Source organism: Allobosea sp. P2_A10 (assembly GCF_056405115.1).
Window position 1 is genome coordinate 33914 of sequence record NZ_JBFUCS010000014.1, and the last position, 14745, is coordinate 48658.

General features: G+C 65.4%; 13 protein-coding genes. All 13 read left to right on the plus strand.

Annotated features, from left to right (window positions below):
• The first annotated feature begins 73 nt into the window (after positions 1-73).
• The 13 genes from proS to frr all read left to right on the plus strand — a co-directional run bounded on the left by proS (position 74) and on the right by frr (position 14655).
• Positions 74-1405 carry a proline--tRNA ligase gene (gene proS / locus AC1DZY_RS18915; RefSeq protein WP_476821689.1) on the plus strand — a complete coding sequence of 444 codons (1332 nt, stop codon included), beginning with the start codon at positions 74-76 and terminating at the stop codon, positions 1403-1405.
• Positions 1402-2706 carry a lipoprotein-releasing ABC transporter permease subunit gene (locus tag AC1DZY_RS18920; protein ID WP_476821690.1) on the plus strand — a complete coding sequence of 435 codons (1305 nt, stop codon included), beginning with the start codon at positions 1402-1404 and terminating at the stop codon, positions 2704-2706. The genes proS and AC1DZY_RS18920 overlap by 4 nt, the downstream gene beginning before the upstream one ends.
• 7 nt (positions 2707-2713) lie before the next feature.
• Positions 2714-3403, plus strand: a complete 690-nt coding sequence (locus AC1DZY_RS18925; RefSeq protein ID WP_476821691.1) for an ABC transporter ATP-binding protein — start codon at positions 2714-2716, stop codon at positions 3401-3403.
• A gap of 756 nt (positions 3404-4159) precedes the next feature.
• Positions 4160-7633, plus strand: coding sequence for a DNA polymerase III subunit alpha (dnaE, locus tag AC1DZY_RS18930; protein ID WP_476821692.1), 3474 nt, complete (start codon positions 4160-4162; stop codon positions 7631-7633).
• A 114-nt stretch (positions 7634-7747) separates the two neighbouring features.
• Positions 7748-8497, plus strand: coding sequence for an FkbM family methyltransferase (locus AC1DZY_RS18935; protein WP_476821693.1), 750 nt, complete (start codon positions 7748-7750; stop codon positions 8495-8497).
• A 9-nt stretch (positions 8498-8506) separates the two neighbouring features.
• Positions 8507-9133 (plus strand): bifunctional nicotinamidase/pyrazinamidase, encoded by a 627-nt coding sequence (gene pncA, locus AC1DZY_RS18940; protein ID WP_476821694.1) that lies wholly within the window; start codon positions 8507-8509, stop codon positions 9131-9133.
• Positions 9134-9155: 22 nt separating this feature from the next.
• Complete coding sequence (locus tag AC1DZY_RS18945; RefSeq protein WP_476821695.1) at positions 9156-9848, plus strand: helix-turn-helix transcriptional regulator; 693 nt, start codon at positions 9156-9158, stop codon at positions 9846-9848.
• 67 nt (positions 9849-9915) lie between these two features.
• Positions 9916-10287: a VOC family protein gene (locus tag AC1DZY_RS18950; protein WP_476821696.1), complete on the plus strand. Its 372-nt coding sequence runs from the start codon at positions 9916-9918 to the stop codon at positions 10285-10287.
• 10 nt (positions 10288-10297) lie between these two features.
• The gene (locus tag AC1DZY_RS18955) at positions 10298-10741 is read left to right on the plus strand and encodes an EVE domain-containing protein (protein WP_476821697.1); all 444 of its coding nucleotides are present in this window, start codon (positions 10298-10300) and stop codon (positions 10739-10741) included.
• 256 nt (positions 10742-10997) lie between these two features.
• Positions 10998-12005 carry a 30S ribosomal protein S2 gene (locus AC1DZY_RS18960; RefSeq protein WP_476821698.1) on the plus strand — a complete coding sequence of 336 codons (1008 nt, stop codon included), beginning with the start codon at positions 10998-11000 and terminating at the stop codon, positions 12003-12005.
• A gap of 179 nt (positions 12006-12184) precedes the next feature.
• Positions 12185-13108, plus strand: coding sequence for a translation elongation factor Ts (gene tsf / locus AC1DZY_RS18965; RefSeq protein ID WP_476821699.1), 924 nt, complete (start codon positions 12185-12187; stop codon positions 13106-13108).
• A gap of 124 nt (positions 13109-13232) precedes the next feature.
• On the plus strand, positions 13233-13940 hold the full coding sequence (pyrH, locus tag AC1DZY_RS18970) for a UMP kinase (protein ID WP_476821700.1): 708 nt from the start codon (positions 13233-13235) through the stop codon (positions 13938-13940).
• 151 nt (positions 13941-14091) lie between these two features.
• Entirely contained in the window at positions 14092-14655 is a 564-nt protein-coding gene (frr, locus tag AC1DZY_RS18975) for a ribosome recycling factor (RefSeq protein WP_476821701.1), read from the plus strand.
• The last annotated feature ends 90 nt before the right edge of the window (positions 14656-14745 follow it).

Sequence of the window (14745 nt, forward strand, 5' to 3'; positions counted from 1 at the left end):
CCGCAATGATGTCTCTGGCAGGACTGACTCGCGTCGTACAGACCTTGAGTCCACCCGTTCCACGAGTTCTTCCATGCGCCTTTCCCGCTATTTCCTGCCGCTGCTGCGCGACACGCCGAAAGAGGCCGAAATCGTCTCGCATCGTTTGATGCTGCGCGCCGGAATGGTGCGCCAGCAATCGGCCGGCATTTACTCCTGGCTGCCGCTGGGCCTGCGCGTGCTCGACAAGATCAACAGAATCGTGCGCGAGGAGCAGAACCGCTCGGGCGCGATCGAGATCCTGATGCCGACGATCCAGTCGGCCGATCTCTGGCGCGAAAGCGGTCGCTACGAGGCCTATGGCAAGGAGATGCTGCGGATCAAGGACCGGCATGACCGCGATATGCTGTACGGCCCGACCAATGAGGAGATGGTTACCGACATCTTCCGCTCTTATGTGAAGTCCTACAAGGACTTGCCGCTGAACCTGTACCACATCCAGTGGAAGTTCCGCGACGAGGTCCGGCCGCGCTTCGGCGTGATGCGCGGGCGCGAATTCCTGATGAAGGACGCCTATTCCTTCGACATCGACCAGGCCGGCGCGCGCCACGCCTACAACCGCATGTTCACGGCCTACTTGCGCACCTTTGCCCGTCTCGGACTAAAGGCGATCCCGATGCGCGCCGATACCGGGCCGATCGGTGGCGACCTCAGCCATGAATTCATCGTGCTCGCCTCGACCGGTGAGAGCGAGGTGTTCTGCCACAAGGATTTCCTCGATTTCGAGACGCCCGCGATCGACACCGATTTCGACAGCGTCGAGGGGCTGCAGGCCCTCGTCGACAAATGGACGAGCCTCTATGCGGCGACGTCGGAGATGCACGACGCTTCGGCCTATGACGCGATCCCCGCCGACAGCCAGCTCTCGGCGCGCGGCATCGAGGTCGGCCACATCTTCTATTTCGGCACGAAATACTCAGACCCGATGGGTGCGACCGTCGCAGGGCCAGACGGCGTTCAGACGCCGGTCCATATGGGCTCCTACGGCATCGGCCCGAGCCGGCTGGTCGCGGCGCTGATCGAAGCCGGCCATGACGATAACGGCATCATCTGGCCTGACGAGATCGCGCCCTTCGACGTCGCCGTGCTCAACCTCAAGCAGGGCGACGCCGCGACAGACGCCGCCTGCGAGCAACTCTACAAGGCGCTGCTGGCCAAGGGTTATGACGCACTCTACGACGACACGGACGGCCGTCCCGGTGCGAAATTCGCCACCGCCGACCTGATCGGCGTGCCCTGGCAGATCATCGTCGGCCCCAAGGGGCTGACTGACGGCAAGGTCGAGCTCAAGCGCCGGGCCGGGGGCGATCGCGAGATCGTCGCGCTTGACGCGGCTCTCGACCGCTTCAAGGGGCGCGCGACATGAACGTCGCCGTGGATACGCCCGTCGCGGCCGGGGGCAATCAGCCGACCGGAACGGCGCCCTTTGCAGGCTTCGAATGGCTGCTGGCGGGACGCTATCTGCGCACGCGCCGACGCGAGGGCTTTGTCTCGGTCATCGCGGGCTTCTCGTTTCTCGGCATCTTGCTCGGCGTCGCGACTCTGATCATCGTGATGTCGGTGATGAACGGCTTCCGAAAGGAACTGCTCGAGAAGATCGTCGGCGTGAACGGCCATATCTTCGCAACGCCGATCGACCGCCCGCTCGACGATTACGTTGCGGTGGCCGAGCGGCTGCGCAAGATCCAGGGCATCAAGCTCGCGATTCCGCTGGTCGAGGGCCAGGCGCTGGCCTCCTCGCAATACGCCAATGGCGGCGTGCTGGTGCGCGGCATTGCCGAGGCCGACATCAAGTCGATCCCCTTCGTCGGCGGCAACATCAGGCGCGGCACGCTCGACGGCTTCGACACGGCCGGCGGCGTCGCGATCGGCAAGCGGTTGGCCGACCAGCTTTCGCTGCAGGCCGGCGATTCCATCACCATCGTGACGCCGCGCGGCGCATCCACGCCTTTCGGCACCGCACCGCGCATAAAAGCCTATCCGGTGCAGGCCGTCTTCGAGATCGGCATGACAGAGTTCGACGGTTCCTTCGTCTTCATGCCGCTGAACGAGGCGCAGGCCTATTTCAATCGCGACGGCGACGTGAACGTCATCGAGATCTTCGTCGACAACCCGGACCGGACGCAGGCCGTGCGCGACGCGATCGAGGCCGACGCGCCACGCCCGCTGGTGTTGTCGGACTGGCGGCAGCGCAACAGGACCTTCTTCAATGCGCTGGAAGTCGAGCGCAACGTCATGTTCATCATCCTGACGCTGATCGTGCTGGTGGCGGCGCTGAACATCGTCTCAGGGCTCATCATGCTGGTGAAGGACAAGACCGCCGACATCGCGATCATGCGCACCATGGGCGCGTCGCGCGGCACGGTGCTACGGGTCTTCCTGATCACGGGCGCCGCGATCGGCGTCTTCGGCACGCTGGCGGGTCTTGGACTGGGCGTCGCCTTCGCGAAGAACATCAAGTCGATCACGGCCGGGCTCAACTGGCTGTTCGGCGCCAATCTCTGGGACCCGACGGTGCGCTTCCTCAGCGACATTCCCTCGGTGATCGACTGGCGCGAGGTCGCGACCGTCGTGATGATGGCGCTTATCCTCTCGCTGCTGGCGACGCTCTACCCGGCCTGGAAGGCGGCGCGCCTCGACCCCGTTCAAGCCTTGCGGATGGGCTGAAGCGATCATGGCAGTCGAAACGCCCGCGCTCTTCCTCTCGCAGGTCGAACGCTTCTACCCCCAGACCGATGCGCCGCTCGAAATCCTGCGCAAGGCCGATTTCGCGCTCTGGCCGGGCGAGCTTGTCGCGCTCGTGGCGCCGAGCGGAACCGGCAAATCGACGCTGCTCCATGTCGCGGGTCTGCTGGAGCGGCCCGATTCCGGCGAGGTCTTCGTCGGCGGAATGGCGACGACCAAGCTCGACGACAAAGGGCGCACGCGGCTGCGCCGGACCGAGATCGGCTTCGTCTACCAGTTCCATCATCTGCTGCCGGAGTTCACGGCGCTGGAAAATGTCGTCCTGCCGCAGCGGATCAGGGGGCTGAACCGCGTCCTGGCGGAGGAGCGTGCCGCGGAACTCCTGACCTTCCTCGGGCTTGGTGAACGTCTCGACCATCTGCCGGGCGAACTCTCGGGCGGCGAACAGCAGCGCGTCGCGATCGGGCGCGCCATGGCCAACACGCCGCGCCTGCTGCTGGCCGACGAGCCGACCGGCAATCTCGATCCGCAGACCTCGCTGCACGTCTTCTCGACGCTGGTCGCGCTGGCGCGCGCCTCGGGGCTCGCCGCGCTGATCGCGACGCACAATCTCGACCTCGCCCGGCGCATGGACCGCCAGGTCACGATCCGCGACGGGCTGGTGGTGCCTTTGGGTTGAATGGGGCTTACGCATGGCGACTGCGGATGTCTTGTTCAGAGCCATCGTTTGGATCGCGGTCGTTTGGGCTGTCCTATACGCTCTTCTTCTGACATTTCGACGATGCGCCCATGAGATAGGCACCTCAACATGGTCAGTCATCGAAGCCCACTACCAGTCCATCTACGGGCGATTCGCGGACCGCAACAGTTCCAAGAATGGCATCCGGGCAAAGATGCGCGAGACGATGTGGCTTCCGATTTTATGGGCCCTGAATGCTTCAATCGGCCTGCTTGTTTATGCCATGCCGTGGTTCGTCCTTCCGTGATCGCGACCCATAATCTCGATCTCGCCCGGCGCATGGACTGCCAGGTCACGATCCGCGACGGGCTGGTGGCGCCGCTCTGACAGCCGGCGCAATCTCGCCTTAACACGCCGTTAACTGCCATTTATATGCGCAGGATGGAACTAACCTATAGGCATTGACGAGAACATATCATGAACTAAACTGGACATACCAGAAACATCAGGAGGCGGACATGATCGTAGCGCGCAAGCTCGTTGCAGGGCTCACCGAAATCCTCTCGCTCGGCCTCTTCCTCGGCATGATCTGGCTCTGGGCAGCGCTGGCATCGGGCCCCGGCGTCTGAACCGTCCACAGGCCGGTCGCGGATGCCTTCGTAAAATTGCTCGACTGGTCCGCGACGACCTCGCCATATGAAGCCACGGCGCGGCGACGAGTCGTGTCAGGGGCGTGTTCGGCAGGCGAGGAACGAGATGGCGCGGGCAGTCGGCGAGACGCGTATCCTGTCCGAGGTCGGCTTCGTCCATCTCCATGTCCATTCGAGCTATTCGCTGCTCGAAGGCGCCATGACGGTGGCGACCATCGCCAAGATGGCCGTGGCCGACGGACAGCCGGCGCTGGCCCTGACCGACACCAACAACCTATTTGGTGCGCTCGAATTCTCCGAGAAGCTGGCCAGTTCGGGACTCCAGCCGATCGCGGGCGTGCAGCTTTGCGTCGATTTCGCCGACGAGGCCGAGACCGGTCGGCGCGTGCTCCAGCAGGAGACCCCCCATATCGTCCTGCTCGCCATGACCGAGGCCGGCTATGGCAACCTGATGAAGCTCGTCACCGAGGCCTGCCTGGCGGCCGGCGGCTCCGGTGAACCCGTCTCGACGCTGGAGCGGCTCGCTGCCCATCATGACGGGCTGATCGCGCTGACCGGCGGCCATGGCGGCCCGCTCGACATGGCCCTGCGGGCAGGGCAGGTGGCGCAGGCGCAGGCGCGTCTTTCCAGTCTCTCGGCGATCTTCGGCGACCGGCTCTATGTCGAGATCCAGCGTCATGAGCGCGAAGGCGAGAGCGCCGTCGAGGCGCATCTGCTGCGGCTCGCCTATGATGCCGACATCGCCATCGTCGCCACCAACGAGCCCTTCTTCGCCAAGGCAGGCGACTACGATTCCCATGATGCGCTGCTGGCGGTCGCGGCCGGCCGGCTGGTCTCCGACGGCGAACGCAGGCGCGTCACGCCGACCCATCATTTCGCCAGCCGGGCCGAGATGAAGCGGCGCTTTTCCGACCTGCCGGAGGCGCTCGCCGCGACCGTCGAGATCGCGATGCGCTGCACCTGGCGCGTCGGCCTGCGCAAGCCGATCCTGCCGCGCTTCGGCGAGGAAGGCCGCGACGAGGCGGAGGAACTGGAGACGCAGGCGAAGGCCGGCCTTGCCGAGCGCCTCGCCAAGCATGGTCCCTCAGCGGGCTTCGACGTGAAGACCTATGAGGAGCGGCTCGATTTCGAGCTCTCGGTCATCGCCCGGATGAAATATCCCGGCTACTTCCTGATCGTCGCCGACTTCATCAAATGGGCGAAGGACCACGACATTCCAGTCGGGCCCGGCCGTGGTTCGGGCGCGGGATCGCTCGTCGCCTATGCGCTGACGATCACCGATGTCGATCCGCTGCGCTTCGGCCTGCTGTTCGAACGCTTCCTCAATCCCGACCGCGTCTCGATGCCGGATTTCGACATCGACTTCTGCCAGAACCGGCGCGAGGAGGTGATCGACTACGTACAGCAGCGCTATGGCAAGGAGCGCGTCGCGCAGATCATCACCTTCGGCACGCTGCAGGCGCGCGGCGTGCTGCGCGACGTCGGCCGTGTGCTGGAGATGCCCTATGGCCAGGTCGACAAGCTGACCAAGCTCGTGCCGCAGAACCCGGCCAAGCCGATCTCGCTGGCGGATGCGATCAAGGGCGAGCCCAAGCTGCAGCAGGCGGCCGAGGAAGAGCCCGTCGTCGCCCGCCTGCTCGAAATCGCCCAGAAGCTGGAGGGACTGCACCGCCACGCCTCGACCCATGCCGCCGGCGTCGTCATCGGCGACAGGCCGCTGGAGGAATTGGTCGCGCTGTCGGTCGACCCGCGCACCGGCATGCGCGTCACCCAGTTCAACATGAAATGGGTCGAGCAGGCCGGCCTGGTGAAGTTCGACTTCCTTGGCCTGAAGACGCTGACCACGCTGACCACGGCAGTGAAACTCATCGCCCAGCGCGGCATCGCGGTCGATCTGGCGAGCCTGCCCTTCGACGATCCCAAGAGCTACGAGATGCTGGCGCGCGGCGAGGTGGTCGGCGTGTTCCAGGTGGAAAGCGCCGGCATGCGCAAGGCCCTGGTCGAGATGAAGGCCGACCGGATCGAGGACCTGATCGCACTGGTCGCGCTCTATCGGCCGGGTCCGATGGACAACATCCCGAGCTATTGCCGCCGCAAGCTCGGGCTGGAGGAACCGACCTATCTGCATCCGAAGATGGCGGAGATCCTGGCCGAGACGCATGGCATCATCGTCTACCAGGAGCAGGTGATGCAGGTCGCGCAGGTGCTGTCGGGCTATTCGCTCGGCGAGGCCGACCTGCTGCGTCGCGCCATGGGCAAGAAGATCAAGGCGGAGATGGACGCCCAGCGCGACCGCTTCGTGAAGGGCGCGATCGACGGCGGCATCAAGAAGGATACCGCGTCGGAGATCTTCGACCTGCTGGCGAAGTTCGCCGATTACGGCTTCAACAAGAGCCATGCGGCGGCCTACGCCGTCGTCGCCTTCCAGACCGCCTATCTCAAGGCCAACTTTCCGGTCGAGTTCCTCGCAGCCTCGATGACGCTCGACATCGGCAACACCGACAAGCTCTCGGAATTCCGCCGCGACTGCGAGCGCATGGGCATCAAGGTCGAGCGCCCGGCCATCAACCGTTCCGGCGTCGAGTTCGACGTCGCCGACGGCAAGATCTTCTACGCGCTCGGCGCAATCAAGGGCGTCGGAAGCACAGCGGTCGAATCGATCGTCGCCGCGCGCAAGACCGGCGGCGACTTCAGGGACCTCGCCGATTTCGCCCGCCGGATCGACACCAAGCTGGTCAACCGCCGCACCATCGAGGCGCTGATCGCGGCCGGCGCGCTCGACGATCTCGAACCGGAGCGCGCCCGTGCGATGGCGGCGATCGACGGTATGCTGGCTCTCTCCAACCGGACGCGGGACGAGGTCGCGGCTGGCCAGTCCGAGCTTTTTGGCGGCGGCATGGTGCAGGAGGCTTTCCGCATTCCGCCTGTCGAGCCCTGGGCTCCAGCAGAGCGGCTGCGGCGCGAGCACGACGCGGTCGGCTTCTTCCTCTCGGGTCATCCGCTCGACGACTACGAGCACATCCTCAAGCGCCTGCGCGTGCAGCGCTATGCCGATTTCGCCCAGACCGTGCGTGCCAACGGCACCTCGGTCGCCAAGGTCGCGGCCTCCGTCATCGACAAATCCGAGCGCCGGACGCGCTCGGGCTCCAAGATGGGCATCGTCAACCTGTCCGACGCCAGCGGCCAGTTCGAGGCGATCCTGTTCTCGGAAGGTCTGCAGCGTTATCGCGATCTGCTTGAGCCGGGCAGGGCGCTGGTGCTGCGGCTCTCGGCCGTGCTCGACGGCGACGATGTCCGCCCGCGCATCGAGGATGTCGAGGTGCTCGACGATCTTGCCGCGCGCCAGAAGCAGGATCTGCTGGTCTATCTGCGCGACGACAAGGCGCTGGCCTCGATCGCCGAGCGCGTCCGGCCGCGCAGCGACGGCATCAAGGCCGAGGGCAAGATCGCGCTGGTGATGATCCTCGACGACGGCGCGCAGGAGGTCGAGATCGAACTGCCCGGCAAGTATCCGGTCAACCAGCAGATCGCCAATGCGGTCCGGGCGGCGCCGGGCGTGGTCAGCGTCGAATTGCGCTGATATCCGCGCTCTCGTGGCCACTCACGGTCTTGTGAAAACTGTTGTGCAGTGCTCCAGATGACGTTGGGAGCCGCTGCGATCGCGAGCGTGAATTCGTCACCTCGGGAGACGGTGGTGGCGCACCGCTGCCGGGGGGCCGAGGTGAAGCACTACATCGCGCGAATTCCGATGAGCCTCGTCGCGCCCGACGCGATGTACTGGGCCATCAAGGACGTGCTGGAAGGCGAATACGAATCTGGCTTCGACGGCGTCGGCCTCGATATCCTCGATATCGGGGCGAATGTCGGCTCGTTTGCGCTCTGGGCGACGGCGCGCTGGCCGGGCAGTGTCGTCACCTCCTACGAACCACATCCGGGCACCTTTGAACTGCTGAAGCGCAACACGCATCTGCGCCGCGACATCGTCCCGGTGAACGCAGCGCTGTTTCCAGGAGTTGGGAAGACCGCGACCTTCGTCAGCCGGTTCGCCGGAGACGGCGAGTCCGGGCTCGCCTCCTATGCCGGCGATACCTTCGTCGACGGCGCCATGGTCGAACGCTACGAAGTCGCGGTCGTCGATCCGGCGAGCCTGCCGTCTGCCGATGTCGTCAAGATCGACATCGAAGGCGGCGAGGGCGACGTGCTGGACCGGATCGACCTGTCGAAGACCTCGCTGGTCTTGCTGGAGTACCAGAACCGCAAGAACCGGCTTCAGATCGAGGCGCGCCTGCGCGCCGATTTCGACGTGGTCGATACGCTTGAATATGACTGGGAACCGATGCTCGACCAGACCTGCTACCGGCCCGATCTGGCTGGTGACGTCTACGGGCGCATGTTCGCCGCCCGCAAGGGCGTGACGCGCATGCAGCGCGCGGCCGGGAGATGAGATGAACTCATGATCGACGTCAGGACGGTTCTTATCGTCGTCGATGTTCAGAATGACTTCTGCCCGGGCGGCAAACTGGCTGTCGCCAAGGGCGACGAAGTCGTTCCCGTCATCAATGCGCTCGGCCAGCGCTTCGCCAACATCGTCCTGACGCAGGACTGGCATCCTCCCGGCCACGCCTCTTTCGCCAGCAGCCATCCGGGCAAAGCGCCCTTCGATCTGATCGGGATGCCCTATGGTACCCAGGTGCTCTGGCCCGACCACTGCATCCAGGGCACGATGGGCGCCGGGTTGCGCGCCGATCTCGACCTGCCCCATACGCAGGCGATCATTCGCAAGGGCTTCCGGCGTGAGATCGACAGCTATTCCGGCTTCATGGAGGCCGACCGCATAACCCCGACCGGCCTTGGCGGCTATTTGGCAGAGCGCGGCGTGACACGTGCGGTGGTTGTCGGGCTCGCTACCGATTTCTGCGTCGGCTGGACGGCGCAGGACGCAGCCAAGGCAGGGCTCGAGACGTTGGTGGTCGAGGAGGCCTGCCGCGCCATCGACCTCAATGGTTCGCTGGCCAAGGCCTGGACCGACATGACCGCGCTCGGCGTCAAGCGGAGCAAGCCGGGCGACCTGCCGGTCTGACAACCAGCTGAATTGAAGAACGATGTCGCGCTCGCAACGTCTGCTCGATCTGGTTCAGGTTCTGCGTCGCCATCGCCGGCCGGTCAGCGGCCGCACGCTGGCCGAAGAGACCAGCGTCAGCATTCGCACGCTCTATCGCGACATCGCAACGCTGCAGGGGCAGGGCGCTCCGATCGAAGGCGAACCCGGAGTGGGCTATGTGCTCAAGCCCGGCTTCATGCTGCCACCGCTGATGTTCAGCGAGGACGAGATCGAGGCGCTGGTGCTGGGCTCGCGCTGGGTCACCGAGCGCGCCGATGATCGTCTCGGCGCGGCCGCGCGCGACGCGATGGCCAAGATCGTCGCCGTGCTGCCCGCCGATCTGCGCGAGCGCGCCGACGCCTCGGCGCTGCTCGTCGGCCCGGGTTCCGCGATCACCGAAGGCGCCATCGATCTCGGGATGGTACGCAAGGCCATCCGCGCCGAGCGCAAGCTCGCCATCAGCTACCACGACGGCAAGGCCGCATCTTCACAGCGCGTGATCTGGCCGTTTGCATTGAGCTTCTTCGACCATGTCCGCGTCGTCGTCGCGTGGTGCGAGTTGCGCCAGGGCTTCCGCCATTTCCGTGCCGACCGGATCGCGGAGCTGTCGGCGCTGGACATCCGCTATCCGCGCCGCCGGCTGGCTCTGCTGAAGGAGTGGCGCGAGAGCGAAGGCATCCCGCCGCCGGCTTGAGCGACACTGCCGGAAATTGGCAGCATCGGCATCTAGCCTCTCCGGAGTTCAAACCGGAGCCAGCCCCATGATCGATGCCAATTTCATCCTGCTTTATGTCGACAGCCCCGCCGCCAGCGCGCGCTTCTATGCGCAACTGCTCGGCGCGGACCCGATCGAAGCGTCGCCGACATTTGCGATGTTCGCGCTACCCTCGGGCGCCATGCTCGGCCTGTGGTCGCACCACGAGGTCGAACCGGCGGCGACAGCGGCCGGCGGCGGCGGTGAGATCGCCACCACGGTCGCCGATGCCGCCGCGGTCGACGCCACTCATGCCGACTGGCAGGCGCGCGGCCTGACCATCCTGCAAGCCCCGACCGACCTCGATTTCGGCCGCACCTTCGTGGCGCTCGATCCCGACGGCCATCGCCTGCGCGTCTTCGCGCCCGGTCGGGCGTAAGGTCGCGACGATGAGGGCGCATTGGGTCGCGGTCGCGTCTGCCGAGCATGTCCTTCGCGGGCTGGCTGGCGGTTTCATGCAGGTCTGTCACGGCAAGGGTGGGCCGCTGCGGCGCATCAGACCGGGCGACGGCGTTGTCTACTACTCGCCGACCGTTACCTTGGGTGGCGCGGAGCGCTGCCAGACTTTCACCGCGATCGGCGTCGTGCAAGACGCGGCGCCCCATCGCGTCGATATGGGCGGCGGCTTCCAGCCGTTTCGGCGCGATGTCGCGTGGTGGCCCGCGGAGGACGCCGCCGTCAGGCCCTTGCTCGACGACCTCGCATTCACCGCGGGAAAGGCGAACTGGGGCTACCAGTTCCGCTTTGGCCTGCTGGCGATCGGCGCGCCCGATTTTGGGATCATCGCTTCTGCGATGAATGCGAGTGACAGATACGTCATGGCAGCTGCCTGATCCGATCGCCTCGCGTTGCGCTGATGGCGTGCGCCCCCGCCGAGATCGCCMGAGCGCATGGCTGGCGACACCAAGGGGCTCAATATAGCCGTCAAAGCGGGCTGACCACCTTGCATTCGCGCGCCATCCCTTGTATGGCGCAGCCCATCCCACATGGGGAGCACAACCTCTCGAATGAGAGGCGTCCCGGTGGCCAGGCAGCTCATGCCCGGATCATTCGCTCCCCAGAGGCTAAACCGGAAGGACGTTACAGACCATGGCTCTGCCAGATTTCTCTATGCGCCAGCTCCTCGAGGCCGGCGCGCATTTCGGCCACCAGTCGCATCGCTGGAACCCGAAAATGTCGCCGTTCATCTTCGGAACGCGCAACAACATCCACATTCTCGATCTCTCGCAGTCGGTGCCGATGCTGTCGCGCGCCCTGCAGGCGGTCAGCGACACCGTCGCCCGCGGCGGCCGCGTCCTCTTCGTCGGCACCAAGCGCCAGGCGCAGGATTCGATCGCCGACGCCGCCAAGCGTTCGGCCCAGTATTATGTGAATTCGCGTTGGCTCGGCGGCATGCTGACCAACTGGAAGACCATCTCGGCCTCGATCCAGCGCCTGCGCAAGGTCGACGAGCTGCTTTCGGGCGGCGGCACCGGTCTGACCAAGAAGGAGCGCCTGATGCTGGCGCGCGAGCGCGACAAGCTTGAGAAGGCGCTCGGCGGCATCAAGGACATGGGCGGCACGCCCGACATGATCTTCGTCATCGACACCAACAAGGAAGCGCTCGCGATCAAGGAAGCCCAGCGCCTCGGCATCCCGGTCGCCGCGATCATCGATTCGAACTCCGATCCCGATGGCATCACCTTCCCGGTTCCCGCCAATGACGACGCCGGCCGCGCCATCGCGCTCTATTGCGATCTCGTCGCGCGCTCTGCCATCGACGGCATCTCGCGTGCCTCGGGCGACCACGGCATCGATGTCGGCGCGTCCGTCGCGCCGGTCGTCGAAGAGGTTCTGGCTGCCGAACCGGCGGCTGATGCCGGTCCGGCCTTCGAGCTCCTGACCGCTCCGCGCGGTGCGCCCGACGACCTGATGAAGCTGTCGGGCATGGGCCCCGAGCTGGTGCAGAAGCTCAACGATGGCGGCCTGTTCCACTTCTGGCAGCTCGCCGCGATGAGCCCGGCCGATGTGACCAAGGTCGATCACGACCTGAAGCTCGCCGGCCGCATCGAGCGTGATGGCTGGGTCGCCCAGGCGCGCGAACTCGCCGACGCCTGATCGACCTGATCCCTGCGGCGCGTCATCGACGTGTCGCGGAGCGCATTCTCTACATGATGCGAAACGAGCGCCGGCGACCGGAAACGGAGCGTCGGCGTTCCTCCTTCAAAACGATGTTTTGAGACGTTTTTTGGCAGGCGCCGCGATTGGCCGCCGGCATGGCAATAAGGACAAGGCAAATGGCTGCGATCACCGCCGCAATGGTGAAGGAACTCCGCGACAAGACCGGCGCGGGCATGATGGACTGCAAGACCGCGCTTTCGTCCGTCGACGGCGACATGGAAGCCGCGATCGACTGGCTGCGCACCAAGGGCCTCGCCAAGGCCGCCAAGAAGGCCGGCCGCATCGCCGCCGAGGGCCTCGTCGCCGTGGCGGTGTCGGGCCATGACGGCGTCGTCGTCGAGCTGAACTCCGAGACCGACTTCGTCGCGCGCAACCTCGAATTCCAGGGCCTGGCCCATGGCATCGCCAATGTCGCGCTGGAGCGCGGCGGCGATGCGGAGGCCGTGCTCGCCCATCACTATCCCGGCGGCGGCACTGTCGCCGACGCGATCGCCAACGCGATCTCGACGATCGGCGAGAACATGACGCTGCGCCGCGTCGCCTCGCTCAAGGTCTCGGCCGGCTTGATCGGCCAGTATGTTCATGGTGCGGTCGCCGACGGCCTCGGCAAGATCGGCGTGATCGTCGCGCTGGAATCGACCGGCAAGGTCGAGGAACTGACCCTGCTCGGCCGCCAGCTCGCCATGCATGTCGCCGCGACCAACCCGGTCGCGCTCGACCTGGCTTCGATCGACCCCGAGGTTCTGGCGCGCGAGAAGGCGATCCTGGCCGAGAAGAACGCCGGCAAGCCCGCCCATGTGCTCGAAAAGATCACCGAGAGCGGCCTGAAGAGCTACGCCAAGGAATATTGCCTGCTCGAGCAGGCCTATATCCACGACGGCTCGAAGTCGGTCGCCCAGGTGCTCAAGGAAATCGAGGGCAAGGTCGGCGCCCCGGTCGCGCTCAAGGGCTTCGCCCGTTTCGCGCTCGGCGAGGGCATCGAAAAGGAAGAGCAGGATTTCGCAGCCGAAGTAGCCGCCGCCGGCGGCACTACGGGCTGAATGGCTCGGGGCTGACTTTCCTGTCGAAAGAATTATCAAAGGGCTGCGCTCAGCGCGGCCCTTTTTTGTATGTAGACCTGCCCGGTTTCGAATCACGGCGGGCGCCAGCCACGGAGTTCAGCCGGTGAGACCCAAACGCGTCCTCGTGAAGTTGTCCGGCGAAGCCCTTGCAGGACAAGCAGGATCCGGGCTCGATGGCGCAACGTTGACGGCGCTCGCGGCCGATATTGCCCATGCCTCGCATGAGGGCGTCGAGATCGCCATCGTCGTCGGCGGCGGCAATTTCTTCCGGGGCGTCCAGGGCCTGAACAAGGGCCTCGACCGCACCAGCGCCGACTCGATCGGCATGCTCGGCACGGTCATGAACGCGCTCGCGCTCGAACATGCGATCGAAAGCGCCGGTGCTCCCGCACGCGCCATGTCGGCGGTGCCGATGCCCTCGCTTTGCGAGAGTTATGCCCGCAAGCGCGCCCTCGACCATCTCAGCCATGGCAAGGTCGTGGTGCTYGGCGGCGGGACCGGCAACCCGTATTTTACCACGGACACGGGCGCTGCCCTGCGCGCTGCCGAACTTGGCTGCAGCCATCTGCTCAAGGGCACGCAGGTCGATGGCGTCTACACCGCCGACCCCAAGAAGGATCCGACCGCGACCCGCTACGAGACGCTGACCCATGCCGAGGCGATCGCGCGCGATCTCAAGGTCATGGACACCGCAGCCTTCGCTCTGGCGCGCGACGCAGGCCTGACCATCGTCGTCTTCTCGATCGCCGAGAAAGGCGCGCTCGCAGCCGTCCTGCGCGGCGAGGGCAGGGCGACCTATGTGACGCCTTAGCGCTTGGGTTCCATGATGAAGTCCTTGACCCTGCGCAGGCCCGCCGCCATGGTCGCGCCGGTTTCGTGATTGCTTTTCTGACGCATTGCTGTTGCGGAAAACCGGCTCCCACTCTTTCCGCGCGATGCTCTCGTGCAAGGTCTATAAGACGATGGCCCAGACGACATTTGATCTCGCCGACGTAAAGCGCCGCATGGATGGCGCGGTGCAGTCCTTCAAGGGCGATCTCGCTTCCCTCCGCTCCGGCCGCGCCTCGGCCAACATGCTCGATCCGATCATGGTCGAGGCCTATGGCGCGAGAACCCCTCTCTCCCAGCTCGCCACCGTCAGCGTGCCCGAGGCGCGCCTGCTCTCGGTCCAGGTCTGGGACCGCGGCATGGTCAACGCCGTCGACAAGGCGATCCGCGAATCCGATCTCGGCCTCAACCCGCAGACCGAAGGCGCGGTGCTGCGCATCCGCATCCCCGAGCTGAACGAGCAGCGCCGCAAGGAGATGGTCAAGGTCGCCCATAAATACGCCGAGGAATCGAAGATCGCGGTGCGCCATGTCCGCCGCGATGCGATCGACATCATCAAGAAGGTCGAAAAGGACGGCGCCTTCACCAAGGACGACGTGACCCGCCAGTCCGACCAGGTGCAGAAAACCACCGACCAGCACATCACCGAGATCGATCAGGCGCTGGCCGCCAAGGAAAAGGAAATCCTGCAAGTCTGATCGAGGCAAGTCTGATCAAAGCAGGTCCGATCGAGGCGAGTCTGATCGAGCCGCTCGCGCGGGATTACCTTTTCGCCCCGCCGATTCCGG

Coding starts and splice junctions, on each gene's coding strand:
- proS (WP_476821689.1), top strand. CDS start 74: ATGCGCCTTTCCCGCTATTTCCTGCCGCTGCTGCGCGACACGCCGAAA.
- AC1DZY_RS18920 (WP_476821690.1), top strand. CDS start 1,402: ATGAACGTCGCCGTGGATACGCCCGTCGCGGCCGGGGGCAATCAGCCG.
- AC1DZY_RS18925 (WP_476821691.1), top strand. CDS start 2,714: ATGGCAGTCGAAACGCCCGCGCTCTTCCTCTCGCAGGTCGAACGCTTC.
- dnaE (WP_476821692.1), top strand. CDS start 4,160: ATGGCGCGGGCAGTCGGCGAGACGCGTATCCTGTCCGAGGTCGGCTTC.
- pncA (WP_476821694.1), top strand. CDS start 8,507: ATGATCGACGTCAGGACGGTTCTTATCGTCGTCGATGTTCAGAATGAC.
- AC1DZY_RS18945 (WP_476821695.1), top strand. CDS start 9,156: ATGTCGCGCTCGCAACGTCTGCTCGATCTGGTTCAGGTTCTGCGTCGC.
- AC1DZY_RS18950 (WP_476821696.1), top strand. CDS start 9,916: ATGATCGATGCCAATTTCATCCTGCTTTATGTCGACAGCCCCGCCGCC.
- AC1DZY_RS18955 (WP_476821697.1), top strand. CDS start 10,298: ATGAGGGCGCATTGGGTCGCGGTCGCGTCTGCCGAGCATGTCCTTCGC.
- AC1DZY_RS18960 (WP_476821698.1), top strand. CDS start 10,998: ATGGCTCTGCCAGATTTCTCTATGCGCCAGCTCCTCGAGGCCGGCGCG.
- tsf (WP_476821699.1), top strand. CDS start 12,185: ATGGCTGCGATCACCGCCGCAATGGTGAAGGAACTCCGCGACAAGACC.
- frr (WP_476821701.1), top strand. CDS start 14,092: ATGGCCCAGACGACATTTGATCTCGCCGACGTAAAGCGCCGCATGGAT.